Here is a 25,009-nt window from a genome sequence, read left to right on the forward strand (position 1 = left end):
TGTTGATGCACTCACCATTTGCGATATCGCCGTCGACGATCCTTGTCGACGCGCGAGCGCTTCAGGACCGGGATTACCGTTACCGCGGCGTCGGACAGCATTCCACGGTCATCCTCCGGGCCTTGCGGTTCTGCGTCTGGGGTGATCGGCGCCCCCGCATGGTTGCCCTGATTGATCCAAGCTTGGAACATCTTGCAGATGAACATGCCCTGCTCTTTGATGAGATAAGCGCGACCGGATATCCTGCCGTGACAGGATCTTTGTTCTTAAGTCTTTCGTCTATGACTCACGATCCCGTATGGGCATCTAAATATCTGCTTGATCCAAATATATTTAGAGTATCATTGTTCTACGATCTTATACAACTCCAATTCCCAAATCGATATCTGCCGAATCTGGAGGGTCAGCTGTCGTTTCTAACGAACCTCCTATGGCTCAAGAAGTACGACTGCTTTTCGGCAATTTCAAAATTCTGTGTTGGCGAACTCACCAATATAGTCAATATACCTGCGGACAGGATTTTTGTGTCCTACGTGGCGGTGCGCCAAGGCCTCGAGCCCGCACCTTCCTCGACCGTCCGCCCCTTCGAGGAACGCAAGCACGTCCTGTTCGCGGGAGGCGGAGACCCGCGAAAGAACCCGGATTGCGCGGTGATCGCGCACGCGCGCTCGCGCAGACTGCGCGAGGCGAAAATCGATTTGGTCCTATTTGGAAATTATAATCCGGAAACCCGTCTTAAATTACGAACTCTCCACGCCAGCAATGGCGGAGATCCTCACAGTATATCATTCCTGAACCACCTTACCGATGAGGATCTCCAGCAGTTTTACGCGAACGCGGTACTTACTGTCGTAGCGTCGAAAGCTGAAGGATTCTCTATACCAATAGTGGAGAGCAATGCTGCAGGTACGCCCGTGCTGGCGTCCGACGTAGGTGCACATCCAGAACTGTTTCCTAATCCTGCGCATCGTTTTAACCCTGATGATCCAGACGGGTTGAGAAAGAAACTCGATGAATTATGCACCGATGCACATTCGTGGTCAGTTATAAAAGACGCGCAGGACGGCTTGTGGAGACGCTTTACCGTCGAGGCCGTGGGTGAGGCTTTCCTGCGCGGGCTCGCTGGTGCCTACCGCGGCCGGATCGCCGCCCCCTCCGTCCATCGCGGAACTGCCCGACCGAGCCTCTCCCTGTTGTCGCCTCTGCCGCCCGCGGCGTCGGGAGTCGCCGATTACTCGGCCGCCACGTTCAAGGCGCTTGCCAGAAAGGCTGATCTCCACGTCTACACGTCCGTTCCCGGAGTCGCTCCGTGCTCCTGGTTCGCGTCGTTGAATTCAATAACGCAAGCGCGATTCTCGGCTCGGCAGCGAGATGCAACCGTTGCGGTCATCGGGAATTCGCACTTTCACACGTCCGAGTTCGAGTACCTGTTGGAAAACGGCTGCGCTGCGATCGCACACGACGCACGTATGATCAACTATTACGTCCAGCTCCGCGGGATGGAGAGCGCGATCAAGATCGCCACCCAGGAGTGCGGACATGCGGTCGAGGAGAGCACGGTGCGTGACTGGCTCCATAACCAGGATCGGCTCCCTATCTTATTCATGTCAGAAATTGCCCGTTGCGCGAAACCCTTGATGGTTCATTCTCCCATGACAGCCAACATAATTGAGGAACATTACAGAGAGCGCCCCGTCCTTCTTCCATTTGCGCAATATAATAGCCTTGACCTTACCGCCGCGACACCATCGCGGCGCCGCGAAATACGACAGAAGCTCGGCTGGTCGGACGATGAGGTCGTACTTTGCACTTTCGGTTACGTCAGCGACGATAAAGCACCAGAAGAACTGATTTGGGCAACAAAAATCCTTAATGATTGGAAGATTCCTGCAACTTTAAAGTTTTGCGGCCAGCCGCACTACGATACGGGTGTTCGGGCAGTTCAGTTGGTAGAAGAGCTTGGCATTACCGAGAAGGTGTCATTCGAGAGGAAATTTGTCCCTCAGGACTTGTATCGCGAATATATTTTTGCTGCAGACATAGGCGTGCAGCTGAGAACATATTTCATGGGTGGCCTTTCGGGTGCGCTGAATGATTGCATAGCGGCCGCGCTACCATCCATTGCCAACGATCATCTGGCTGAGGCAATGATCGCTCCATCATTCGTTCGGAGAATTCCGGATAAATTATCGCCGATCCTCATCGCGGAGGCGGTCTTAGATATCCTTGATTCCCGGCAGAACCAGGAACGTCCGATCGACGAGGCCACGTTCTGTGCGCGGGAGCGATCGCCGGATGTCTATGCCGAAAAGTTGCTCGCTGCCTTAGGATTCGCGTAGATGGCCGAAATTTTGGTCGACATTTCACAGTTTGTCGAATTTCCTGCGCGCTCGGGCATCCAGCGCGTCGTTTCGAAGCTGCTGGTGGCCTGGGGCGAGGACAGGTTGTTTCGCTGGGTGCGCTTTGATCCGGCAGCACGGCGTTTCATTCAGATTCCTCCCCGGATGCTCGATCTTTTAAGACACGAATTGTTTCTTGCCGACGACGTCTCCGGCGAGATCGGAAAACGTCTCACACTGGAACTTGCATCACAGCCGGGCTGGCCAGTCGAAGTATCTGATAGCCAAATCGTTTTTGTCCCTGAGGTTTTCTACTCGCAGGAGCGTGTAAAATTCTACCGTGAGTTGCGCGAGGCTCGCAGGATAAGAGATGCTTATCTTGTATTTGATTTCATGCCTTGGCTGAAACCGTCGCACTTTGCGATCGCCAAAGGGTTCGGACCAGCGTCCATGCCCTATATACAGTTACTTCATGAGGCACATCTACGCCTGTTTATCAGCCGAAATACTAGGGAGGAGTACGTCAACCGCGTTCGGCGAGCGGCGGCCGCTTCCCAGGATGCTGTCGTGCGCCTCGGCGCAGACGGACTCGGCGGAGCGAGGCAAGCGTTCTCCACCGACCGGAAAAGAGTTTGTTGTGTTGGTGCATTCGATGGCAAGAAGGGCCAGGATTTGGTTTATGACGCGTTCAACGATGTCGAGACGGATCTGGAATTGCATTTTGCCGGAAAGCTCTTGCCATCTATGATCGAAAAGTATCGGAGGATTGTAGAAACGACGAATACGAAAGTCTGGGTTCACGACGACCTCAGTGACTCCGCTTTGGTCGAACTAGTTTCAGGAGCGCGTGCTTCGATCTTTGTGAGCGAAAATGAAGGATTCGGACTTCCAGCGCTCGAGAGTTTGTTCATTGGAGTGCCGCTCATCGCTTCCGCTTCGTTGCCGGCGCTCGAAGATGTGCCGGAATACGGCCAAATCCAATTAGGTGCCGTCAACAAGGCGACCGTCGCTGGCGCGTTTCATCGAATCGCAGACGATCAGGAAGCGCGACGTCTGGCGGCGGAAATTGCCCTGCTCGGCCTTCCGACTTGGACAGACTTCGCAGCAAACTGCCGAGGACGGCTGCTAAGCCTGATGCACGGCGCGTCGTATACCCCTGCCTTGTAGTGCGGCTCGTGATTGGGATTACACAATGAATGCATCTGTCGACAAACAATCTGCTCACGATGCCGGCGTGACGGCGGACGCGGCGCGGCACACCCCACGGTTCGAGCCGACACCCACCATCACTGATCAGCATCTATTGACTCATGGCAACGAGTTCCAGTGCGTGAGATTGATTAGCGATATTATAGACAAGAATCCATCGAATTTTCATGACCAGCTTTATCAGCTTCTCACATCAAGAGAATTTCACGACGCCTTCATGCGAACGCGCATGGCTCGTCAGTCTTTAGTTGGGGAAATTTTTGCTTCTCTGCTGGGTCGTGAGCCCGATCCGTCCGGATTTGACACCTATTCTCAAGAGCTTACGGTCAAATCGCCTGGACAGGTGATCGCCGGTTTACTTAAGTCAGACGAGTTCAAGGCACGACACCGCGCCGATTTCAGTGGGATCGATGCGGACACGCTTGTCGCCGCGGCCTACACGGCGATCCTGGAACGCGAAGCAGACCCCGCCGGCGTCGAGATGTATGGTAACGCGCTTCGAAGCGGAATGTCCGCGCACGCGCTGCTCAGCGAGTTCATTGCCATGCAACCGGCACAAGCCGCTTTTCGGCAAGCCGTCGTTGAGGGACTGTACAAGTCACTTCTGGGCCGTGCGCCGGACCCGGTCGGCCTCGAAGGACACTCCCAAGCTCTTGCGACCGATACTCCTAGCAAAGTTATTGAAGATATTCTCGGATCCCAGGAGTTTCTCGAGCGTGAGCGTCGTATGCCAGGAAAAACGGACGCGGCCACGCTCGTCGGCGCTGTTTATACGGCGATACTGGGGCGTGATCCCGATCCACGTGGCATTGAGATTTACGGTGAGGCGCTGCGTAACGGCATGACAGTGCACGCGCTGTTGGCGGAGTTCGTGGGGATGCTGCAGCGCGCAGATGCCAGCCCTCCGTCCAACGCTGCTCGCGACACTGCCTTGGAGGTTTGCACCATGGCGCGCGAGATGATGATCGCCAGGCTTGTATCACAGGGATGCAATTTGCAGCTGGGAGCATCAGTTCAAGCTGGAGGTGATCTCGCGAAACTTGGCCGAAAAACAGCCAATGCGCTCCTCTCACTGCAGATGCTTGCGTGACGGGACGGTGCGACCGGATCAGCGCGACTATCCGGAACCGGATGGTCGAGACGGGGCGACCCGGCCTCACCTTCGCCTCGGGCGGGTTCGATCCAGGGCTGGATCTGGCTCTCCTGATCCTGAAGCCTGTGGAAGGATCGTCGAGGAACAGCACCACCGCGTGTCGCGGCGGGTCCATGGAGGGCCCGACAATGTCATCGACTGGCGCGGCGAAGTCAGGGTCGGTGGAGCGCGTGAAGCTGCGCGCACGATGCGGGTTCAGCTGCGCCCGTCCCAGACGCGCCGGACGGAGCGGAACGAGATCCCGACCGCGTCAGCCACGCTGCGGCCTGTACCCTCGCGTGACCTCTGCGGGCGGTCCAGAGCAGGTCAGCGCCAGCACTTTGGCGAGGGGTCCGCGGGGCCGAGGTGGCTTGCCGGGCGGGCGGGTTCTCGTCGCGCAAGTGGCCGAGGCCGCCGATCGCGTCGCTCACGCGAACCCTTCGGGCCGGTCAGGGTTGTACGGCGGGCAGGAGCCGGGGCAGCCGGCCGCAGGGTCACCGGCCGAGCTCGACGACGCGCCTGGCGCGGAACCCTGAGTAGCACAACCCCTGTCTTCGATCCATAACGGCCTCTTGGAATCGACCACAACGAGCTGTTATCATCGCCGTCCAGACGGTACCTTTCTCGATGGTGGATGAGCAAATGGTGGAGAATGCCCTCGTTATTCCAAAGTTGTTTTTGATACATATTCCCAAGACTGCTGGAACAAACATTTTCGTATCTTTGTCAGAACAAGTTCCTGCAGAAATGATCTGCCCGGTCCGTTTCAACGATCTTCATGTTGTACCAAAAAGTCTGCTCAACAAGTGGACGTATTTCGTCCTTCATTGCGGCTTTTCTCACATAAGAGTCATTGATGGTCATCTGATCACTGCCACGTTTATCAGAGATCCAGTCGAGCGCTTCATTTCGATGCTGCGTTTCCTGCGACGACAGAAAGACAATCCGTCAGGATTGATGACCATACTTAATTCTATTAACGATTACGATTTTATCATGTCCAGTGAAACGGAGAACTTCGCGACTCATCTGGCAAACGATGCTACCTTCAGGCTGTCCCAGACTGAATTCGCTGCAAGCGAGTACGACCCAGGCGTTAATATCGCAGATCTCGCGGAATCCAAACTTGGCGTGGCAAGCGAGAATCTCGAGAAGTTAGATTATATAGGCCTTTCGGAGTGTTTCGATTTCTCCTTTATGAACCTTTGCGGCATTCTTGGCATTTCCGCAAGTCAAAAGGGCCGCAAAATCAATGCCTCTGCCGAGCAGCGTCCGAGTATTTATTCCGACGAGGCTGTCCTCACGAGGATAAAGTACCTCACTCGGTTCGATAATGAAATTTATCAACGTGGATCGAAGATTTTTTACGACAAAAACGGCGGCATGAAATTCGAGTTAAGTGCTATTTCGGGAGTCCTGCAAGAGCGCGCAGGAATGAAGTACGTGGTTCACGCCAAGAATGGGCACGTTCTAATCGGGCCCTACATTGATCTGCCAGCCGGTAGATACAAACTCGAATTCCAGATCCTGGAGGCGGAACTCAATTCCAACACAGGATATCTTCGGTTTGATGCCACCGCGGGCATGGGATCACATCTTTTGGCAGTACACGAAGAAGCGGTGACAGATAGTAGAATATCGAACAAAACGATCATATTCGATTTCCAGCTGCTTGAATTTTCGAGCAACATCGAGTTTCGCGTTGCGACGGAGGGAGTGACGGCAGCCGTTTCACGTCATATTCTTGTTAAGAGGATTTTTTGAACGATACTATAAGCCAGACTTACTATTTTTTGCGTGAGTGTTGCCATGATAATGCTGTATCAATCGCAATTTGCGATCGTCAAAGGGTTTGGACTAGCGTCCATGCCCTATATACAGTTACTTCATGGGGCACATATACGCCTGTTTATCAGGCGACATACTATGGAGGATTACGTCAACCGCGTTCGGCGAGCGTCGGTTGCTTCCCAGGCGGCGCTTGAGCGAAGCCGAAATCCGCAGGTCGACGCGATCCGTTGGATTTCGCATAGGTCGGCGCTTGTCAAAGACCCCGTCCGCGGCGGCAGTGGCCAAGTTGCCGTCCACCGGCAGACAGGAACAGGATTTCGCGGCCCGGCACCGTCGCCGGCGCCACGACCGTACGAACCGCACTTCCTGCAAGCAGTGCGGCACCCTCGCTCGTCCCCAACGCGAGGGGTCCATCGCCAAGCCGTGGCCGTGCAGCCAGCGCAGAGCAGTGGCGACCGTGCCCGAGACACCGCGCTCGCCGCCGCCTCGCGCGGTCGCCACCCACGCGCAGGACCGAGCGCCGGGCCGGCGCGGGGCGGTTCCATGTGCATCGACGCGCGGCCATGCCGCTCGGGCGGTTGCCGCGGCTGCGGATGCGGCGGTCATGGCCCCGGCCGGTCATCGGGCGTCGATCGGCCGATCCCCTCTGGACGGGCCCGGTCCCTGCGGCCGGCCTCCGCTCCCGCCGGGTCCCGCGGGGCCCGGCCTTTTCGTCGGCTCAGACGTAGAGGCGTTCCTTCTCCAGCCCCTTGTAGAGCCCGGCCACCTGCTCGGCGTAGCCGTTGAACAGGAGGGTCGGCACCCGCTGGTCCGTGCCGAGCACCCGCTCGCTCGCCTGACTCCAGCGCGGATGCGCCACGGCCGGGTTCACGTTGGCCCAGAACCCGTACTCGGACGCCTGCAGCGCCTCCCAGAAGGTCTTCGGGCGCTCGGCCGTGAACGTGATGCGGTTGATCGATTTCACCGACTTGAACCCGTACTTCCACGGCACGGCCAGCCGCAGGGGCGCGCCGAACTGGTTGAGCAGCGGCCTGCCGTAGACGCCCGTCGCCAGGAAGGCGAGGTCGTGGTTGGCCTCCGCCAGCGTCAAGCCCTCGGTGTAGGGCCAGGGATAGAAGAACTGCCGCTGGCCCGGCGCCATCGCCTTGTCGAGGAAGGTCTGCATCTGGATGTACTTCGCCTCGCCGGTGGGCCTGGCGAGGGCGACCAGGGCGGCGAGCGGGAAGCCCGTCCAGGGCACCGCCATCGACCACGCCTCGACGCAGCGGTGCCGGTAGAGCCGCTCCTCGAGCGGCATCTTGCGCACCAGATCCTCGAAGCCGATCTCGAACGGCTTCTCGACCAACCCGTCGATCCGGATCGTCCAGGGATCGACCTTGAGGGCGTTCGAGGCCGGGGTCACCGTCTTGGCGGTGCTGTACTCGTAGAAGTTGTTGTAGTCGGCGCTATAGCGCTCCTCGGTGAGCGGCCGGTCGAGCGTGTAGGCCGCGTTGCGCTTGGCCGGGTAGAGGTCGGCGGTCCTGCGCGCCCCGGTCCCCTCCCCCGGCACCGCGGCGCGGGCGGGCCCCGCCAGGGCGGCGGCCGCGAGGCCGAGGCCGCCCAGCAGCGCCCGGCGGTCGAAGAACAGGGCTTCGGGGGTCGCCAGATGCTCCGGGATCTCCCAGCCGTGCCGCGCCTTGATGTGCATGCTCGTCTCCCTGCGGCGGCCGCGCCGCCCTCCTGCCGGGCCGCCGATCCACGGTGGCCGATCCCCGGCAGATCGGCACGCGGCGGCGCCGACGCCAATCACGGTTCGGCGAGGCCGGATCCGCGGTTACTCCGCGGCGGGCGGCGAACCCGCCCGGGCGGGCGCCAGGCCCGCCCCGGCCGGCGGCAGCATCGTCCGGGCGAGGGGCAGCGGGCGACCCTGCAGGGTCGCGGCACGCACGCGCAGCGCCTGCGCGGTCCCGGCCGCGAGGGCCGCCGCGACACCGGCGACCTCCTCCACCGGCACCAGCACGAAGACGTCCCCGCCCTGCCCCGAGAAGCGCAGGGCGAGCGTGTCGCCGCTGTCGATCACGTCGGCGGCGGAGAGCCGCGCGGACGGCAGCACGGTCGGCTTCGTGACGCCCATGGGAAAGTTGGTCCGTTGTCCGTAGAGCCGCCAGCATAAGGCAGTGACCTTGCGGCAAGACAAGGGCACGATCGCGCCGCGCTGCAGCGAAGAAAACCGCGGACACCACGGACCGCCCGTGCGATAGAGCCGCATGCCCGCGAAGAATTCGAAGCACATCGCCTACACGGTGGCGGTGTCGGCCCCGGCCGACGAGGCCGGGAGCGTGGCGCTGCAGGTCTACGTGGCGATGGCGCCGGACGCGCCCCGCGCCCTCGCGGCCGTGCGCGCGGTGGCGGCCCCGGACGCGGCGGTGGAACTCAGCGGGACGCTCTCGGACCGCCTGACCGCGCGCCTCAAGTTGCGGCCCGGCGAGGTGCGGCCGATCTGACGGGTGTGGCCCGACCCGCCGCGGCCCTCAATCGGCGCCGTCGCGCAGTTCGCGGCGCAGCACCTTGCCGACATTGCTCTTCGGCAGCGTCCCGTGGAAGACGAATTCCCGCGGGACCTTGTAGGCCGTGAGGTTCTTGCGCGCGAAGGCGCGCAGGGCGTCGGCGGTGAGGTCGGGGTCGCGCCGCACCACGTGGGCGACGACCGTCTCGCCGGTCTCCGGGAGCGGCCGGCCCACCACCGCCACTTCGAGCACGCCCGGATGCGTCGCGAGCACGTCCTCGACCTCGTTCGGGTAGACGTTGAAGCCGGAGACCAGGATCATGTCCTTCATCCGGTCGACGAGGCGCAGCTGCCCGTCGGGCTGCAGCACGGCGACGTCGCCGGTGCGGAAGAACCCGTCCGGGGTCATCACCCGGGCGGTCTCGTCGGGCCGGCGCCAGTAGCCGGGCATGACCTGCGGGCCGCGCACGCAGAGTTCGCCCGCCTCGCCGGCCGCCACCTCCTGCCCGGCGGGATCGCGCACCGACACCTCGGTCGAGGGCACCGGGTAACCGATCGTCCCCGACCACTCGGTCAGGTCGCGGCGATTGATCGAGACGACGGGCGCGGTCTCGGAGAGGCCGTAGCCCTCGATGATCGGCTTGCCGGTGAGCGCCTTCCAGCGCCGCGCCACCACGGCCTGCACCGCCATGCCGCCCGCATTGGCGTATTCGAGGGCGGACCAGTCGACCTGGCCAATGTCGGGATGGTTGAGGAGCGCGTTGAACAGCGTGTTCACGCCCGACAGGTTGGTGAAGCGGTTCGTGCGCAGCAGCTTCACGAAGCCCGCGATGTCCCGCGGGTTGGGCACCAACAGGCAGCACGCCCCGAGCCGCGTCATGAAGAAGAAGCAGCAGGTCAACCCGTAGATGTGGTAGAGCGGCAGCGCCGTGACCATGACGCGGCCGGGGCCCTCGTCGTCGCGCATGCCGAACCAGAGGCGGCTCTGCTCGATATTGGCGGTCACGTTGCGGTGGGTGAGCATCGCACCCTTGGAGATGCCGGTCGTGCCCCCCGTATATTGCAGGAAGGCGAGGTCGTCGGGCGCGATGTCGACCGGCGTGAAGCCGGCCCCCCGGCGCCCGGCCGCGAGGCTCGCCCGGAAGGCGACGAAGCGCCCGGCGGGCAGGCTGTAGGGCGGCACCGCCTTCTTCAGGTGCCGCGAGGCGAGATCGATCAGCCGCCCGCGCAGGCCGAGCGCGTCGCCGGGCCCCGCCACCACCACCCGCTCCAGGCCGGGGAGCGCGGGCAGCGCCTCGGCGACCACGCCGGCGAAGTTCTCCAGCACGATCAGCACCCGGGCGCCGGCATCGCCGATCTGGTGGGTGAGCTCCCGCGCCGTGTAGAGCGGGTTGACGTTGACCGCGGTCGCCCCCGCGATCAGGGCGCCGAACAGGGCGATCGGGTAGGCCGGGACGTTGGGCAGCATCAGGGCGACGCGGTCGCCCTTGCGGATGCCCTGCGCCTGCAACCAGCCCGCGAAGGCCTCGGCCCCCGCCCTCAGGTCCGCGTAGGTGAGGTCCGCCCCGAAGCAGCGGATGGCCGGCCGGTCGGCGAAGCGCGCGGTCGATCGGGCGAAGAGGTCGGCGAGGGTGCCGAGCTGGTCGGTCGCGATCTCCGCCGGGACGCCCTCGGGATAGGCCCGCAGCCAGGGCCGATCCGGATGGCTGGGCGACGGAACGCGCACAGGGTCACCCATGTCTCTCCTCCCGATGCGCCGAACCGGGCGCCGCTCGATCGTGGTGCGTCCGGCCGGTCCGGATCGTCTCGCCGGGGGCCTCCGGGGTGCCGCGGGGGCCTCCCGCGACCATGCCTAGCCTTTTGTTTTGGCGAAGATTTTTGGTGAAGACCGGCGGCCCGGCTCCGACGCCTGCTTAGCGCCTCCGGGCCCCCGATTCAACCGGGGCGGCGCAGCCCGGCCAGGACTGCGTGGGGCAGGAAGGCGGCGAGCACGAGCCCGGCGGCGAGGAGCGCCTGCGCGCCGTCGAGGGGCCGCTGCGGCCAGGCGGCGAGGCCGGCGGCGCGGCCGAGGCCGAGGAGGCCGAGCGCCCACCAGAGCGCGAGGGCGCGCGCGGCCAGGGCCGGGAGCCAGCCGGGTTTCCGCCGCCGCCCGCCGACGAGTCCGGCGAGCGCCAGCCCCGCCCCGAACGGGAGCAGGGCCGCGAGGGCGCCGAGGGCCCGGGCCGCCGCCAGTGGCACGCCGTTCAGGAAGCTCATGCCCCCGACCATGAACCCGGCCCTCAGGACCGCGCCGCCGAAGGTCGGGTAGAGCGAGAGGCCGAGGAGCAGGGCAGTGCCGAGGACGGCGCCGGCGAGGCGGCGGGCGGCGGAGCGGTCGAGCGCCTCGGCGGTCACCGCGAGGATGCGGGCGACCCCGTAGATAATCGCGACGGCGTAGAGGGGGAATTGGTCGAGGAAGAAGCCGTAGACCCAGGCCCCGTAGCCGGCTGCCTCGGCGCGGGCCTGGCTGAACCCGGTGAGCGCCGCGAGCCCGACCGCCGCCAGGGCGGCCGCCAGGGGGACGAGCGCCGCGACCAGCGTGCGGCCGGAGAAGATCATGCGCCCGCCTCCCCTTCGCGCGAAGCTGCCCCCACGCCCAGGCTTACACCGCGGCGGGTGGGGTTGGAACCGGGCGCCGGGCGCGGCACCGGGACGGAGTCCCGCCCTCGCGCCGCCGGTCCCGGATCCCGCGACGGCGCCCGCCTTCGGCGGGGTCCGGCTTCGACGGGGTCCGGCTTCGGCGGGGTCCGGCTTCGGGGAGCCGGCTTCGGGGAGCCGGCGGGACGTCCGGAGACGCGGCGCGCTGCCGTCGCACCGCGCCGTGGCCGCGCGGGTCTCACCCCCGCGGCGGCGCGGTCCCCTCCACGGCGCAGCGGATCTCGCCATCCGTGCAGCTCAGCACGATGGAGACGGCCGCGAGCGGTCCGCCGGGCGGAAGCGCTGTTCGCGCACGGTCTCGGGCTGCGGCTCTGCTGCCATGGCGCAGACCTCAGATGACGACGATGTTTGACAGTTCGGTCGCGCTGAGAAGGTGCGGGATGTAGAGCAGGCGCCGGAGATAGCCGTTGAGCTGAGAGCCGCCGGCGTAGTGCCCGATGTCCAGCGTGGTCAGGCTCGTCGGCACGGGCCAGGTTGCTGTCGCGACCGATCCGTAGAGGTAGTCGTTGCCGCCGCCAGACTTCGCGGCGATCCAGGCGGAGTCTCGGTACGTGAAGCCCGCACGGATCAGGCCGAACTGCGGCGCGCCGTACATCGCGAGGCCGACGCCGGACGCCGCCACACCAACGGCCGGACCGAAATGACTCCGGCTCATCCCCATGAATGCGCCGCCCTCACCGCGCAGGGCGAACACCTGCTGATCCGAATACGGGCTGCCGTTGGCGATGAACTCGGCGACGAAGGTGCCCTCGACCGGGTTGAACCAGTCGCCCACGGCGAGGGATGCCGTCCGGCCGCACGGGTCGATAGGCCTGCGCCTGACCGCATCGGGGAGGTCGCCTCTTCCCGGGCCTCCATGGAGATCGACAGAACATCGTAGCCGTTGTCGGGGTCCCGCGCCCACCGCCCGAGGCCGACCGTGATCCCGGTATGGCCGTGGGTGTTGCAGGCCGCGAGGATGCAGCGCCACGCCCCGAACGGCGCCGGGACCATCCCGCAGGAGGCGCCGGTGCCAGAGACGACCTTGCCGAGCAACAGGTCGTAGACGGCGCTGCCGCCCTGGTTCCCCGATCCGCCGTGGAAGTGGATGGTGGCCTCGATGGACCTGACCCCGCCGGGGATCGCGCGCGCCGTGAACGCGGCCGAGTACGCGGCGTCGCCGGACCCGACGGCGATGTTCCGGGTGATCAATCCGCGCGACGACCCCGTGTCCACCATGCGGGTGCCGATGCTGCGACCGTCGAGGCCGGAGACGGAGCCGACGTATAGCTGGAGGCCCGTCTTGGTCCAGGCGTCGTTCTCGAAATCCTCGGTGCGGTCCCACAGATCGGCGCTCGGCGGCTCGATCAGCAGGCCGAGCGGCAACCCCGAATGCGGGTGGTAGGAGAGGCGCGGCATGCCCGCGGCGGCTTGGCGAAGCAGGCCGCCGACATCGTAGTCCCAGGCCGTGCCGGCACGGGCGAAGGTGATCGCGTCCTCGAGCGAGGACTTCACGCCGGACACCATCGCCAGCCCGGTGAGTGGATTGAGATCGAGCGACACGCCGGCAGGCGTCAGCGCGCCCAGGCGACCCAGAGCGACCATCCGTTAACTCCGACAGCTGTGAGGGATCAGGCCGCGATCAGGCGCGAGAACTGGACGCACCAATTGTATTGCGGACCGCCACCGACGATGGAGGTGTGAGCCGCGCTGTCCCGCAGGCAGCCCCGGGCACCGGTCAGCGGGCCGTCGCTGGTGTCGGGGCGCGCGTCGTCGCGGCGCTGGGCGTAGTTCACGCGCAGCCGGCGCGCGGTCGGCGCCACCGCGAGGTCGATGTCGAGGCGCGGTGGGCCGGCGTACTGCGTCGAGGGCACCCCGACCGAGACGGCGCTGATCGGAACCACGTTGCCAAGGTCGTCGTACACGTCGAACCCGTAGCCGCCGCCGGTCCCGCTCGGCACCGCCGCCATCCCGGACACCGCGATGACGTTGCCCGAGGCGTCGAGGACGAGGGGCTCGACAGGCACCCGGAACGTGGCGCTGATGCGCGCCGCCACGCCCGCCGGCGGCGTCGCCCGCCACACGTCGAGCGGCGTGAGCGCGACGGCGCGGGCCGAGCCGTACTGGCGCATGAACACCGCGCGACCGAACATCTGGCCCATCTCGTAGGCGCCGCGGCTCGTCTTGTGGACGTGGTCAGCCGGGTTGACCGCGAAGGAGTACATGGGGCCGACGAGGCAGAGCAGCGGATTGCGCGCCGCCGCCCGGATCTGGGCCTCCTGTACCCTCTGTCCGAGGATGCTGTCCCACGTGTTGATGCTGTTGGTCTGGGCGAGGTACAGGATCACCGGCTCGATCTGGCCGGTGATCTGCTGGATTCGCGTCTCCAGCCGCTGCTGCAGCTGATCCAGCATGCCGTCGTAGTGGTCGCCCCAGCCGCCGGTATTGTCGTTCTCGCCCTGCACCCACAGCACGCCCGGGACCAGCACGCGGCAGCCCTTGCGCCGCTGCTGCTGGTAGATCTGGCTGATCGCCCGCATGCCGAACGTGAACTGATCCGAGCCCTCGGTCAGCTGAGGGTAGGATCGCGAGCCGAGCGCGCTGATGAAGCTCGCGACGCGGAAGTTCGTGTTCGGGATCGCCGCGTCGAGGTCGCGCACGAGGTGGGTGGCGAAGCCGGAGGCGATGGTCTCGTGGGCGACGAGGTCGATGCCCTCCTGCATGTCCGCGAGGTTGGCCACCCCGCCGTAGGTGTGCAGCCCGCCCTCCGGCATCAGCACCCGGCCCGGATAGGGGTTCGAGGTGGACACCACGGCGCCGGTGGTGGCGCCGAAGGCGTTGGACTGCCCCATGATCGGGTAGAGCGGGAGCGTGTTCGCCGGGTCCGGGATCGCGATCGAGCGTGCATGCGCGCTGTCGTCCACCCACGAGACCGGCGTGGGGCCCCTGGGGGGCAGGTCGAGGGCCGCGACGGTCCCGAGCAGCGCGCGGAGCTGCGCCCGGGAGCGCGCGCCCTCCTCGCGCTGCGCTCGCGCGATCTCGTTCGTCAGGCTGGTCCGCAAGGTCGAGACGATCGTCGGGTCCACGCCGGTCGCGGCCGAGCAGGCGGTCACCGCGTCGAGCATCCACCGGAGCAGTGCGATGATGTCGCCTTTCGGCGGGTCGTACACGTCGGAGGACGGGTTGTTGGCCGGATTGGCGGCGCGGAACACGTCTTCAGGCAGGACCGGAGGCGGCGCCATGCTGATCTCTCGCGTGGGGATGTCGGGGTGTCGACGCGCGGCTCGACGTCCGCGACGAAGTCGACGGTCGGCGTGCTCAGCGGGCGGGCCGACACGGTGTGAGCGCCGGTGTCATCCGAGGCCAACCGCGACCGGCGGACCGGGCGGTCGACATCGATCACGGTCCCTGACGGGCAAGACGGCGCAAGTCTTCGAGGCGGTGCAGTGACCGGACGACGTCGCAACGACCTGATCTCCGCCCGCGAGGTTCTGGCCGTTGCTCCGCGAGGTGCTGCGCAGCATCCGCGACACGCTGCCGACGGGCAGAAGATCCGGGTTGATGACGAATTGGGCCATCAGGTCACCGCCACTCCGATACGTCATGCCGCAGAGTGAGCGGGACCATACCCGGAATGGTTGTTTGAGCGCAACCACAAATACCATCTGCCCGCGGGCGCGTCGGCGCCGCCCTCGACGGTCTCGATGGCGACCGGGTCGATCCGGGCGCCCGCGGCCGACGCGTCCACGACGTCGAAGGTCTGCGCGAGGACCGCCTGCGCCGATCCGACATTCGCCGAGGTGGGGCCGTCGTTCGGCGCGCTGGCGGGCTAGCTCGGCATGACCGTGCAGATGCTGCGGGACGCGGACGGGCAGCATCACCCGGACCGCCAACGCGGCGCGGCGGAGAGGTTTTCCGCGCGCAGCCGGACGCCTCGATATGTGGGATCTTCGGTGGGCGCCCCACCAGGACCACTGCGCGATCCCGCCAACCTCTCGATGATGGTGGTGGGCCCGGCAGGATTCGAACCTGCAACCAGACCGTTATGAGCGGCCGGCTCTAACCGTTGAGCTACGGGCCCCGCGCGGCGCAGCCGGCGAAGCGATAGCCGACCGGACACGGCGCGTCACCCCCGATCGTGCGGTTCGGGCCGGCACCCGGGCGGGCCGGCGATCCGCGCCGCGCTCCGGGCGGTCGCGCCGATCATCCCTGGGCGCGGCCACGATCTGACGCCGCGCCCCGGCCGACCTCCAGCAAGGTTGCGGCCGCCCGGCCGCCCCGCCGCGGCCCCAGCCCCAGATCCGGCCGGCACGATACTTGGGTGGATCATGCCCGAATCCCTGGCTCGACTGACGCGTCAGGAATTTTTAACCGCGCCGGGCGTAGGCGGATCCCACCGCGACCGACCGGGCAGATTTCTTAAATCGGCGGTGCGATCACAGCCCGACCAGGGTACGGGGTGAATCATGTCTGCCAAGACGCGATCGACAACCGCGCGATCGACAAGGGCGCGATCGACATGGGGCGAGGGCGAGCTCTACGAGGGCCTCTGCCTGCTGGTCATTGCCGGCTTCTGGGGCCTGATCGGCGCCAAGTCCGGCGTGTTCCAGGCCTTCGGCCGATTCATGCTGGAGAGCGGCCTCACCGACCTGTTCACCTTCATGCTGCTGATGGGGCTGACCATGGTCGGCGTCACCGTCCGCAAGTCGCTGAAGCTGCGCCGGGTGATGCGCGAGCGCGATGCCGCCGCCGCCCACGCGGAAGCCGTCGCCCGCCACGACGCGCTCACCGGCCTCGCCAACCGCCGCCTGCTGCTGGAGGCGATCGACCGCCTGATGCGGTCGAGCGCCACCGCGGTCTCCGGCGCCGTCCTGCTGATCGACATCGACCGCTTCAAGCCCGTCAACGACCTCTACGGCCACGCGGCCGGCGACGCGGTGCTCTGCGCCGTCGCCGACCGCCTGCGCTCCCTCGCCCCGAGCCAGGGCCTCGCCGCCCGCCTCGGCGGCGACGAATTCGCCCTCCTGGTCATCGGCGAGACCGGCAGCGAGGCGCTCGCCAGGCTCGCCGAGCAGGTCATCGCCGCCATCGCCCGCCCGGTCGAGTGGGCGCAGGCCGAACTCAAGGTCGGCGCGACGGTCGGCATCACCCTGATCTCCCGCGAGGACGTCGACGCCCACGGCATCATGCACGCCGCCGACCTCGCCATGTACCAGGGCAAGAAGGAAGGCCGCGGCACCTACCGCTTCTTCCAGAGCGCCATGGACCTCGAACTGAAGGAGCGGGCGCTCCTCGAGAGCGAACTGCGCACCGCGATTGAGACCGGCGAGATCGAGCCCTTCTACCAGCCCGTGGTCGCGCTGCCGAACCAGGAACTCGTCGGCGTCGAGGTGCTGGCCCGCTGGCGCCACCCGACCCGCGGCCTCCTCACCCCCAACCAGTTCATCGCGGCGGCGGAGGAGACCGGCATGATCGCCGAACTCAGCTACCGCCTGCTGCGGCAATCCTGCCTCGACGCGCGCAGCTGGCCGAGCCACCTGCGCCTCGCCGTCAACATCGCGCCGCAGCAATTCCAGGACCGCTGGCTCGCCGAGCGCATCCTGGCGATCCTCACCGAGACCGGCTTCCCGCCCAACCGCCTGGAGGTCGAGATCACCGAATCCGCCCTCGTCCAGGATCTCGAGGCCACCCGGGCCACCCTGACCTCGCTGCAGAATCTCGGGGTGCGCATCGCCCTCGACGATTTCGGCACCGGCTATTCGAGCCTCTATCACCTGCGCGAGCTGCGCTTCGACAAGCTGAAGATCGACCGCAGCTACGTCGACTCGATCACCATGAGCGACGAGCGCGCCAAGCTCGTCGACGCGATCATCAAGCTCGGCACCAGCCTCGGCCTGACCACCACCGCCGAGGGGATCGAGACGGCCGCGAGCGTCGAGTGGCTGTCGGGCCAGGGCTGCGATTTCGGGCAGGGCTACCTGTTCGGCGCCCCGATGCCGAAGGACGCCATCGACCGCCTCCTCGGCGCGCCGGCCGACGAGCAGAAGGCCTTCCTGGAGGGGCGCAGCGCCGCCTGACCGCGCCCGGGCGATTCAGGGCTCGGCGCTCGCCGCCGCCGAGGCGACCAAAGCCGGGGCCGGCTCCGCCAGGATCCAGCGGCTCGTGAGGGTGCCGATCAGCAGCGCCCCGGCCAGGAAGGCGACCGGGTAGGCCAGGGCAAGGAGCGGGCTCTGTTTCGGGGGAGTGATCATGCTGCCTCCTCTCGCGCCGCGGGCCCGCCGCCGCGGGCCTCAACGATCCAACGCGGCGTCCGCCCCCGGGTGCCGCGCAACCCCGAGAAGCAGGTTGCGTGCCCGGCCGCTGCGCGGCGGGCGGGCGCCCGGGGCCGCGCGGGTTGTGCGGCGCCGCGAGTCCGCCTAACCTGACGTTGGGTCATCCGGAACGCAAGCTTATGGTCACGCGCGTCGCCACCGTCGCCTTCGAGGGGATCGAGGCGCGGGCCGTGGACGTGCAGGTGCAGATCGCGGCGGGCGCCGTCGCCTTCACGGTGGTGGGACTGCCCGACAAGGCGGTGGCGGAATCCCGCGAGCGGGTGCGCGCGGCCCTGATCGCCTCGGGGCTGGCGCTGCCGGCCAAGCGCATCACGGTCAACCTCGCCCCGGCCGACCTGCCCAAGGAAGGGTCCCACTACGACCTGCCCATCGCCCTCGGGGTGATGGGCGCGATCGGCGCCCTCCCGGCGGACGCGCTCGCCGGCTACTGCGTGCTCGGGGAACTCGCCCTCGACGGCGGCATCACGGCGGTGGCGGGCGTGCTGCCGGCCGCCATGGCCGCCAATGGCCGCGGCCTCGGGCTGATCTGCCCGGCCGCGAGCGGGCCCGAGGCCGCCTGGGCGGGCGGCGACATGGACGTGCTGGCGCCCTGCTCCCTGATCCAGCTCGCCAACCACTTCAAGGGAAGCCAGGTGATGGCCCGGCCGCGCCCGGCCGTGGCGCAGCCCGGCCGGCCCCTCGGCGACCTGCGCGAGATCAAGGGGCAGGAGGGCGGAAAGCGCGTGCTGGAGATCGCCGCGGCGGGCGCCCACAATCTTCTGTTGAGCGGCCCGCCCGGGGCCGGCAAGTCGATGCTCGCCGCCCGCCTGCCCTCGATCCTGCCGCCGCTGGGGCCGCGCGAACTCCTCGAAGTCTCGATGATCCAGTCGGTCGCGGGCGAGCTGAAGGACGGCGCGCTCTCCAACCGCCGCCCGTTCCGGGCGCCTCACCACTCCGCCTCCATGGCGGCCCTGGTCGGCGGCGGCGCCGGGGCGCGGCCCGGCGAGGCCTCCCTCGCCCATGGCGGCGTGCTCTTCCTCGACGAGCTACCGGAATTCTCGCCCCAGGTGCTCGATTCGCTGCGCCAGCCCCTGGAGACCGGCAGCGTGATGATCGCGCGGGCGAATCACCGGGTGTCCTATCCGGCCCGGTTCCAGCTCGTCGCGGCGATGAATCCCTGCCGCTGCGGCCACGCGACGGAGCCGGGCTTCGCCTGCCGCCGCGGCCCCAACGAGCGCTGCGTGGCGCAGTACCAGGCCCGGCTCTCCGGCCCGCTGCTCGACCGCATCGACCTGCGGATCGAGGTGCCGGCCGTCACCGCCGCCGACCTCATCCTGCCGCCGCCGCAGGAGGGCTCGGCGGAGGCCGCCGCCCGCGTCGCCGCCGCGCGCGGGCGCCAGGAGCACCGCTACGCCGAGGCCGGCCTGCCCCCCGGCACCACCAACGCCTCGTGCCCGCCGGGCGTGATCGAGGAGGCGGCGCGGCCGGATCCGGACGGCCAGAAGCTGATCCGCGACGCCGCCGACGCCATGCGCCTCTCGGCCCGCGGCTTCCACCGCGTGCTGCGGGTGGCGCGCACGCTGGCCGACCTCGACGGCGAGGCCCGGGTGCGGCGCGCGCACCTCGCCGAGGCGCTCTCCTACCGGGGCCGCACCCATCCGCGCCCCGAGGCGGCGTAGCGCCGCCCGGCGACGCCGCGGATTCACGCGGATTCGCCGCGGGCCGTTTGCCCGCCGCTAAGCCTGTCCGGCAAGCCATCCTTGAGGAGCCGGCCCCATGCTGCGGCGGCGGGCAGGCGGGGGGATGGCATGGGTGATGGCGCGGGGCCGGCCGGCACGGCGACGACGGCGCAGATCGGCGCGCTTGCGCGGAGCGAGGCCGGGCTCGTCCGCGCCGGCTCCGACGCGCTCGGGGCGACGGGGCTCGTCCTCGCCCTCCTGGTCCTGGCGACCGCCTGGTACGCGCGGCGGCTCGCGCGCTGGCGGCGGGAGCGCGAGGTCGAGCACCTGCACGACCGGATCTGGCACCTCGCCGAGAGCGAGGAGCGCTACCGCAACCTCGTCGAGGCGCAGATCGAGCTGATCGTCCAGCGCGACGCGGAGGGGCGCATCACCTTCGCCAACGAGGGCTTCGCGCGCCTCCTCGGCACCAGCCCGGAGGCGCTCCTCGGCACGACCCGGGAGGCGACCATCGCCGAGAGCCTGGCGGCGGAGACCCGGCCGGACGGCAGCCGCACCGCCGACCTCGCGATCGCCCCGGCCGCGGGCGGGCCGCCGCGCTGGTTCGCCGTCGTGGAGTCGGCCGTGGTCGGGCGCGACGGCCGGCCCGAGGTCCTGCGCGCCGGGCGCGAGATCACCGAGCGCGTCGAGGCGGTGCGCTCCCTCGACGAGGCGCGCAGCCGCGCCGAGGCGGCGAGCGTGGCGAAGTCGCGCTTCCTCGCCACCGTCAGCCACGAGTTCCGCACCCCGCTCAACGGCATCCTGGGCATGGCCGACCTCGTCCTGGAGACGCCGCTCAGCCCCGAGCAGGAGACCTACATCCGCGCCATCAAGACCTCCGGCGAGGCGCTGCTGACCCTGATCGACGGGATCCTCGACTTCTCGAAGATCGAGGCCGGGCGCCTCGACCTCGCCTGCGAGCCCTTCGACCCGGCGGCCCTGGTCGAGAGCGTGGTCGAGCTCCTGGCGCCGCGCGCCCAGGACAAGGGCCTGGAGATCGCCGCCGACCTCGCGGACGACCTGCCGCCGCGGGTCCTGGGCGACGGCGACCGGGTCCGCCAGATCCTCCTCAACCTCGCCGGCAACGCGGTGAAGTTCACGGAGGCCGGCGGCGTCGGGATCACGGCGGAGCGGGTGGGCGAGGACCTCGTCCTCGCCGTCCACGACACCGGCCCCGGCATTCCGGAGGAGCGGCTGCCGCTCCTGTTCGAGGAATTCGAACAGGGCGACGGCAGCGCGAGCCGCCGCCACGAGGGCACCGGGCTCGGCCTCGCCATCACCCGCCGCCTCGTCGACCGGATGGGCGGGCGCATCGAGACGACCTCGCGCCCGGGCGCCGGCAGCTGCTTCCGGGTCGTGCTGCCCCTGCGCGCCCTCGACGGCGAGCGCCCGCGCCCGCCCGCCCTCACCGGCCGGCGCATCCTCGTGGCGGCGGCCTCGGCGGTCGAGGGGCCGTTCCTGCGCGCGCGCCTCACCCGGAGCGGCGCCGAGGTGGTGAGCGCCGACGGCGAGGCGGCGGCCCGCGAGGCCCTGCGGGCCCGCCCCTTCGACGCGGTCCTGGCCGACCGGGCCCTCGGCGACGAGGCGGTGCGGCGCATCGCCGGGGCGGCCAAGCGGGCCGGGGTGCCGCGCAGCATCGTCCTGCTGTCGCCCTTCGACCGGCGGGATTTCGGCTCGCCCGCCGCCGCGGGCTTCGACCGCTACCTGATCAAGCCGGTGCGGGCCCGCTCGCTCTACGCCCGCCTGTGCGAGGCGACGCGGCCGCAGGGGGGCGAGCTGCGCGAGGGCGCGCCGGCCGAGCGGCGCGGCCCGCCGCCGGGGCGGGCGCGGGTGCTGCTGGCCGAGGACAACCCGATCAACGCGCTCCTCGCCCGCAAGGCCCTGGAGCGGCTCGACGCCGCCGTGACCTGGGTGCCGGACGGGGCGGAGGCCCTGCGCCACCTGGAGGCCGCCGCCGCGGGCGCGGCGGAGGGTTTCGACCTCGCCCTGCTCGACATCCGCATGCCGGGCCTCGACGGGCTGGAGGCGGCGCGGCGCCTGCGCGCCTTCGAGCGCGCCCGCGGAGCCGCCCCGGCGCGCCTCGTCGCGCTCACGGCGAATGCCGGCGCCGAGGACGAGGCCGCCGCCCGCGCCGCGGGATTCGACGGGTTCCTGTCGAAGCCCCTCGACCTCGCCGCCCTGCCCCCGCTCCTCGCGGGCGCGGCCCGGGCGGCCTGAGGGGCCGGGCGCCGCCCGGTTGACAGGCCGCGCGCCGGCACGCGAGGAGTGCGCCCATGGCCGAGCCCGTCCCGTCCCCCGACCGCAGCCGCGACGCCACCCTGGCCGGCGGCATCGCCGCGCTCGCCGTCGCGGTCGTCCTCGTCGCGAACCTCGCGCCGAGCCCCCGCCCGGCGCCGGCCGCCCCCCGCCAGCAGGCGGCCTCGCCGGCCGAGGACCCGACCTGCCGCGAATGGACCGACGACTGCACCCTGTGCATCCGGGACGGGGACGCGATCGGCTGCACCACCCCCGGCATCGCCTGCACGCGCGGCAGGATGGTCTGCACCCGGCGCTGAACCGCGGCGGACGGGTCGCGGCGCGCCGGGCGCCCGCCTTCACCCCGCCTCCGCGACGAGCCCCGCCAGCCCCTCCCGGTAGGTCGGGAAGCGCAGGGCGACGCCGAGCTCCTCCCGGATCAGCCGGTTTCGCACCCGCTTGTTCTCGCCGTAGAAGCTGCGCGCCATCGGGCTCAGGGACGCGGTCTCGAAGTCGATCTCCGGCGGCAGCGGCAGGCCCGCGAGCGCGGCCGCGTGGGCGGTCACGTCCTGCGGCGGGGCCGGCTCGTCGTCCGTCACGTTGTAGACCGCCCCCGCCCGCGGCCGGTCGAGGGAGGCCGCCAGCACCGTGGCGATGTCGTCCACGTGGATGCGGTTGAAGACCTGCCCGTCCTTGACGATGCGCTGCGCGCGGCCCTCGCGCAGCTTCACGAAGGCGTTCCGCCCCGGCCCGTAGATGCCCGACAGGCGGAAGACCTGGACCGCCTTGCCGGTCCGCGCCCCGAGGGCCCGCCACGCCTCCTCCACGGCGACCCGGTCCCGGGTGCGCTCATGGGTCGGCGCGGGCGGCGTCGCCTCGTCGATCCAGGCCCCGCCCTGGTCCCCGTAGACGCCGATCGTCGAGAGGTAGCCGATCCAGCGCGCCGGCCCCGCCGCGAGCGCCTCCGCGTAGGCGCGCAGCACCGGATCCCCGTCCTGGGGCGGGATCGAGACCAGGACCGCGTCGCTGCGGGCGACGTCGTCCAGGATCGCCGGATCCGCCCGCACCGGCGAGAACACCCGCGCGATCACGCCCTCGGGCGCGTCCGGCCGCGGCGCCTGCGCGGTCGCGGCGATGCGGGAGAAGCGCGCCCGTTCGCGCTCGACGAAGTGCCGCGCCGTGTAGCCGAGCCCGAAGACGAGGAGGTTCATGCCGAGTGCCCCAGGGAAACCGGTGTGATGCCGGGCTCCGCCCCGGCCGCGCAAGGGGGCTCGCCCTCCCGCCGCCCGGGTATGCTCGCCGCGTGGGCGCGCGCCCACTCGGCCAGCACGTCCGGGTCGTCCTCGCCCGGCGGCGGATGCGGGGGCAGGTGCCCGGGCGCGAGCCGCGCGAGCGCCCACACGGCCATGCCGCGCACCAGCGGCGAGGGATCCGCGAGGAGCCGCGCGGCCTCTCCGGCGAGGCCGGGATCGCCCGAATTGCCGATGGCGACGAGGACGTTGCGCAGGATGCGGGCGCGGCCCGTGCGCTTGATCGGGGTGCCGGCGAACCGCGCCCGGAACGCCGCCTCGTCGAGCCGGGCGAGGTCGCGCAGGGCGGGCGCCGCGAGGTCGCTGCGCGCGGCGAGCCGCGCCTCCCTGGCCGCCCCGGCGAACTTGTTCCAGGGGCAGACCGCGAGGCAATCGTCGCAGCCGAAGACCCGGTTGCCGATCGCCGCGCGGAATTCCGGCGGGATCGGGCCGGCATGCTCGATCGTCAGGTAGGCGATGCAGCGGTTGGCGTCGAGCCGGTAGGGGGCCGGGAAGGCGTCGGTCGGGCAGGCGTCGAGGCAGCGCCGGCAGGCGCCGCAGCGGTCGCGCGCCGGCGCGTCGCGCGGCAGTTCCGCATCGGTGTAGATCGCCCCGAGCAGCAGCCATGTGCCGAAGGCGCGGGACACCGTGAGCGTGTTCTTGCCCTGCCAGCCGAGCCCCGCCGCGGCCGCGAGGGGCTTCTCCATCACGGGCGCGGTATCGACGAAGACCTTGAGGTCGGCGCCGCCCCGCGCGGCCAGCACGGCGCCGAGTTCCTTCAACTTGCCCTTGATCACGTCGTGGTAGTCGCGCCTTTGCGCGTAGACCGCGATGGCGGCCCGGTCGCGGGCGGCGAGCACCGCGCGCGGATCCTCCTGGGGGCCCGCATTGACCCCGAGCATCACGATGCTGCGCACCGCGGGCCAGAGCGCGGCCGGCGAGGCGCGCTGCGCCTCCCGCTCCGCCATCCAGCCCATCCCGGCCTGGTGCCCCGCCGCCAGCCAGGCGCGCAGGCGCCCCGGCAGCTCCGGCACCGCCTCCGGCCCCGTCACCGCCAGCGCGTCGAAGCCGAGGGCGCGGGCGCGCTCCTCCAGGAGGTGCCGCAGCGCCGCGCCGTCCCGCGTCAGAAGTCCAGGTCCGCGTAATGGTCGGCCGGCGCCATCCCGGGCACCCGGTCCGCCAGCAGGCCGCGGAAGGACGGGCGGGATTTCAGCCGCGCGTACCACGTCCGCGCCATCTCGTCCTCGTCCCATGGCACGTCGCCGAGGTAATCCACGCAGGAGAGATGGGCCGCCGCCGCCAGATCCGCATAGGTCAGATGGTCGCCCGCCAGCCAGTTCCGCCGGGCGATCAGGTAGCCGATGTACTTGAGGTGGTAGCGCACGTTGGTGCGCGCCGCCCGGATCGCGTTCATGTCGGGCGGGCCGCCGCCGAGATCCGGGGTCATGAAGCGCTTGTGGATCTTCTCGGTGACGAGGTAGCCGGTCACTTCCTGGTCGAACTTGGCCAGGAACCAGTCCAGGAGGCGGCGCACCTCCACCCGCGCGGCGGGCGCCTCCGGCAGCAGGCGCCGCCCCGACAGGCCGAGCCCCCGCGTCTCGTCGAGATACTCGGCGATCACGCCGGATCCCGGCACCGCGAGCCCGCCCTCCTCCACCAGCACCGGCGTCGTGCCGGCGGGGTTGAGCATCAGGAACTCCTCCCGGCGCTCCCAGGGCCGCTCCTCCGCCAGGACCGGCTCCATGCCCATCTCGGCGAGGACCAGCCGGACGAAGCGGGAATGCGGGCAGAAGGGGGAATGATGCAGCGTCGCCATACGGGCCG

General features: G+C 68.7%; 21 protein-coding genes, 1 tRNA gene and 1 pseudogene. 10 read left to right on the forward strand and 13 right to left on the reverse strand.

Features of this window, described 5'->3' with window-relative positions; genetic code table 11:
- Positions 1-5: 5 nt before the first annotated feature.
- The 3 genes from QA634_RS00975 to QA634_RS00985 are packed head-to-tail and all read left to right on the forward strand — an operon-like array spanning position 6 to position 4,638.
- Complete coding sequence (locus tag QA634_RS00975) at positions 6-2,339, forward strand: glycosyltransferase (RefSeq protein ID WP_168169124.1); 2,334 nt, start codon at positions 6-8, stop codon at positions 2,337-2,339.
- Entirely contained in the window at positions 2,340-3,506 is a 1,167-nt protein-coding gene (locus QA634_RS00980) for a glycosyltransferase (protein ID WP_012330185.1), read from the forward strand.
- A gap of 25 nt (positions 3,507-3,531) precedes the next feature.
- Entirely contained in the window at positions 3,532-4,638 is a 1,107-nt protein-coding gene (locus QA634_RS00985) for a DUF4214 domain-containing protein (RefSeq protein ID WP_012330186.1), read from the forward strand.
- Positions 4,639-4,690: 52 nt separating this feature from the next.
- On the opposite strand, the pseudogene QA634_RS00990 reads toward QA634_RS00985, so the two are convergent.
- Positions 4,691-5,071, reverse strand: a pseudogene (locus QA634_RS00990) (IS630 family transposase); the annotation flags it as partial.
- 251 nt (positions 5,072-5,322) lie between these two features.
- Between QA634_RS00990 and QA634_RS00995 the strand changes: the two are divergent.
- A complete protein-coding gene (locus tag QA634_RS00995; protein WP_168169125.1) occupies positions 5,323-6,444 on the forward strand; it encodes a sulfotransferase family 2 domain-containing protein in 1,122 nt (373 codons plus the stop codon).
- 745 nt (positions 6,445-7,189) lie between these two features.
- Here QA634_RS00995 and msrP read toward each other — a convergent pair.
- Together msrP and QA634_RS01005 are read right to left on the reverse strand one after the other, a co-directional pair.
- Entirely contained in the window at positions 7,190-8,158 is a 969-nt protein-coding gene (gene msrP / locus QA634_RS01000) for a protein-methionine-sulfoxide reductase catalytic subunit MsrP (RefSeq protein WP_012330189.1), read from the reverse strand.
- Positions 8,159-8,284: 126 nt separating this feature from the next.
- A complete protein-coding gene (locus tag QA634_RS01005; RefSeq protein ID WP_012330190.1) occupies positions 8,285-8,584 on the reverse strand; it encodes a hypothetical protein in 300 nt (99 codons plus the stop codon).
- A gap of 133 nt (positions 8,585-8,717) precedes the next feature.
- On the opposite strand from QA634_RS01005, the gene QA634_RS01010 reads away from it, so the two are divergent.
- Positions 8,718-8,954, forward strand: coding sequence for a hypothetical protein (locus QA634_RS01010; protein ID WP_012330191.1), 237 nt, complete (start codon positions 8,718-8,720; stop codon positions 8,952-8,954).
- A 27-nt stretch (positions 8,955-8,981) separates the two neighbouring features.
- Here the strand turns inward: QA634_RS01010 and QA634_RS01015 are convergent, their stop codons facing one another.
- The 5 genes from QA634_RS01015 to QA634_RS01035 form a co-directional block, all read right to left on the reverse strand.
- The gene (locus QA634_RS01015) at positions 8,982-10,694 is read right to left on the reverse strand and encodes an AMP-binding protein (protein WP_050777453.1); all 1,713 of its coding nucleotides are present in this window, start codon (positions 10,692-10,694) and stop codon (positions 8,982-8,984) included.
- Positions 10,695-10,891: 197 nt separating this feature from the next.
- Positions 10,892-11,554: a hypothetical protein gene (locus tag QA634_RS01020; RefSeq protein WP_012330193.1), complete on the reverse strand. Its 663-nt coding sequence runs from the start codon at positions 11,552-11,554 to the stop codon at positions 10,892-10,894.
- 430 nt (positions 11,555-11,984) lie between these two features.
- The gene (locus QA634_RS01025) at positions 11,985-12,347 is read right to left on the reverse strand and encodes a hypothetical protein (RefSeq protein ID WP_168169126.1); all 363 of its coding nucleotides are present in this window, start codon (positions 12,345-12,347) and stop codon (positions 11,985-11,987) included.
- Entirely contained in the window at positions 12,305-13,237 is a 933-nt protein-coding gene (locus QA634_RS01030) for a phage head spike fiber domain-containing protein (protein ID WP_012330195.1), read from the reverse strand. The genes QA634_RS01025 and QA634_RS01030 overlap by 43 nt, the downstream gene beginning before the upstream one ends.
- Positions 13,238-13,263: 26 nt before the next feature.
- Positions 13,264-14,874 (reverse strand): sialate O-acetylesterase, encoded by a 1,611-nt coding sequence (locus QA634_RS01035; protein WP_012330196.1) that lies wholly within the window; start codon positions 14,872-14,874, stop codon positions 13,264-13,266.
- Positions 14,875-15,270: 396 nt separating this feature from the next.
- Here QA634_RS01035 and QA634_RS01040 point away from each other — a divergent pair, with 396 nt between their 5' ends.
- Positions 15,271-15,465, forward strand: a complete 195-nt coding sequence (locus QA634_RS01040) for a hypothetical protein (protein ID WP_012330198.1) — start codon at positions 15,271-15,273, stop codon at positions 15,463-15,465.
- Between the two features lie 172 nt (positions 15,466-15,637).
- On the opposite strand, the gene QA634_RS01045 is transcribed toward QA634_RS01040, so the two are convergent.
- Positions 15,638-15,713, reverse strand: a tRNA-Ile gene (locus QA634_RS01045).
- Between the two features lie 385 nt (positions 15,714-16,098).
- Between QA634_RS01045 and QA634_RS01050 the strand changes: the two genes are divergently transcribed.
- Positions 16,099-17,709: a putative bifunctional diguanylate cyclase/phosphodiesterase gene (locus tag QA634_RS01050; protein WP_012330199.1), complete on the forward strand. Its 1,611-nt coding sequence runs from the start codon at positions 16,099-16,101 to the stop codon at positions 17,707-17,709.
- Between the two features lie 15 nt (positions 17,710-17,724).
- On the opposite strand, the gene QA634_RS01055 is transcribed toward QA634_RS01050, so the two are convergent.
- Positions 17,725-17,883: a hypothetical protein gene (locus QA634_RS01055; protein WP_012330200.1), complete on the reverse strand. Its 159-nt coding sequence runs from the start codon at positions 17,881-17,883 to the stop codon at positions 17,725-17,727.
- 200 nt (positions 17,884-18,083) lie between these two features.
- Between QA634_RS01055 and QA634_RS01060 the strand changes: the two genes are divergently transcribed.
- The 3 genes from QA634_RS01060 (at position 18,084) to QA634_RS01070 (ending at position 22,216) form a co-directional block, all read left to right on the forward strand.
- The gene (locus tag QA634_RS01060; protein WP_012330201.1) at positions 18,084-19,622 is read left to right on the forward strand and encodes a YifB family Mg chelatase-like AAA ATPase; all 1,539 of its coding nucleotides are present in this window, start codon (positions 18,084-18,086) and stop codon (positions 19,620-19,622) included.
- A 129-nt stretch (positions 19,623-19,751) separates the two neighbouring features.
- Complete coding sequence (locus tag QA634_RS01065) at positions 19,752-21,878, forward strand: ATP-binding protein (protein ID WP_012330202.1); 2,127 nt, start codon at positions 19,752-19,754, stop codon at positions 21,876-21,878.
- A 56-nt stretch (positions 21,879-21,934) separates the two neighbouring features.
- Complete coding sequence (locus QA634_RS01070) at positions 21,935-22,216, forward strand: hypothetical protein (RefSeq protein WP_012330203.1); 282 nt, start codon at positions 21,935-21,937, stop codon at positions 22,214-22,216.
- A gap of 39 nt (positions 22,217-22,255) precedes the next feature.
- Here the strand turns inward: QA634_RS01070 and QA634_RS01075 are convergent, their stop codons facing one another.
- From QA634_RS01075 to QA634_RS01085, 3 genes are all read right to left on the reverse strand, one after another.
- Positions 22,256-23,107: an SDR family oxidoreductase gene (locus QA634_RS01075; RefSeq protein ID WP_012330204.1), complete on the reverse strand. Its 852-nt coding sequence runs from the start codon at positions 23,105-23,107 to the stop codon at positions 22,256-22,258.
- Positions 23,104-24,237, reverse strand: coding sequence for a tRNA epoxyqueuosine(34) reductase QueG (gene queG, locus QA634_RS01080; protein ID WP_043700727.1), 1,134 nt, complete (start codon positions 24,235-24,237; stop codon positions 23,104-23,106). The genes QA634_RS01075 and queG overlap by 4 nt, the downstream gene beginning before the upstream one ends.
- A 71-nt stretch (positions 24,238-24,308) precedes the next feature.
- Positions 24,309-25,001 (reverse strand): glutathione S-transferase family protein, encoded by a 693-nt coding sequence (locus QA634_RS01085; protein WP_012330205.1) that lies wholly within the window; start codon positions 24,999-25,001, stop codon positions 24,309-24,311.
- Between the last annotated feature and the right edge of the window lie 8 nt (positions 25,002-25,009).

Origin of the sequence: Methylobacterium sp. CB376, from assembly GCF_029714205.1 — a bacterium.
In the GTDB taxonomy this organism is placed as follows: Bacteria; Pseudomonadota; Alphaproteobacteria; order Rhizobiales; family Beijerinckiaceae; genus Methylobacterium.

Bases quoted from the DNA above. Each gene is read 5' to 3' on its own strand.
- QA634_RS00975 (WP_168169124.1), top strand. From the start codon at position 6: ATGCACTCACCATTTGCGATATCGCCGTCGACGATCCTTGTCGACGCG.
- QA634_RS00980 (WP_012330185.1), top strand. From the start codon at position 2,340: ATGGCCGAAATTTTGGTCGACATTTCACAGTTTGTCGAATTTCCTGCG.
- QA634_RS00985 (WP_012330186.1), top strand. From the start codon at position 3,532: ATGAATGCATCTGTCGACAAACAATCTGCTCACGATGCCGGCGTGACG.
- QA634_RS00995 (WP_168169125.1), top strand. From the start codon at position 5,323: ATGGTGGAGAATGCCCTCGTTATTCCAAAGTTGTTTTTGATACATATT.
- msrP (WP_012330189.1), bottom strand. From the start codon at position 8,158: ATGCACATCAAGGCGCGGCACGGCTGGGAGATCCCGGAGCATCTGGCG.
- QA634_RS01005 (WP_012330190.1), bottom strand. From the start codon at position 8,584: ATGGGCGTCACGAAGCCGACCGTGCTGCCGTCCGCGCGGCTCTCCGCC.
- QA634_RS01010 (WP_012330191.1), top strand. From the start codon at position 8,718: ATGCCCGCGAAGAATTCGAAGCACATCGCCTACACGGTGGCGGTGTCG.
- QA634_RS01015 (WP_050777453.1), bottom strand. From the start codon at position 10,694: ATGGGTGACCCTGTGCGCGTTCCGTCGCCCAGCCATCCGGATCGGCCC.
- QA634_RS01020 (WP_012330193.1), bottom strand. From the start codon at position 11,554: ATGATCTTCTCCGGCCGCACGCTGGTCGCGGCGCTCGTCCCCCTGGCG.
- QA634_RS01030 (WP_012330195.1), bottom strand. From the start codon at position 13,237: ATGGTCGCTCTGGGTCGCCTGGGCGCGCTGACGCCTGCCGGCGTGTCG.
- QA634_RS01035 (WP_012330196.1), bottom strand. From the start codon at position 14,874: ATGGCGCCGCCTCCGGTCCTGCCTGAAGACGTGTTCCGCGCCGCCAAT.
- QA634_RS01050 (WP_012330199.1), top strand. From the start codon at position 16,099: ATGTCTGCCAAGACGCGATCGACAACCGCGCGATCGACAAGGGCGCGA.
- QA634_RS01055 (WP_012330200.1), bottom strand. From the start codon at position 17,883: ATGATCACTCCCCCGAAACAGAGCCCGCTCCTTGCCCTGGCCTACCCG.
- QA634_RS01060 (WP_012330201.1), top strand. From the start codon at position 18,084: ATGGTCACGCGCGTCGCCACCGTCGCCTTCGAGGGGATCGAGGCGCGG.
- QA634_RS01065 (WP_012330202.1), top strand. From the start codon at position 19,752: ATGGGTGATGGCGCGGGGCCGGCCGGCACGGCGACGACGGCGCAGATC.
- QA634_RS01070 (WP_012330203.1), top strand. From the start codon at position 21,935: ATGGCCGAGCCCGTCCCGTCCCCCGACCGCAGCCGCGACGCCACCCTG.
- QA634_RS01075 (WP_012330204.1), bottom strand. From the start codon at position 23,107: ATGAACCTCCTCGTCTTCGGGCTCGGCTACACGGCGCGGCACTTCGTC.
- QA634_RS01085 (WP_012330205.1), bottom strand. From the start codon at position 25,001: ATGGCGACGCTGCATCATTCCCCCTTCTGCCCGCATTCCCGCTTCGTC.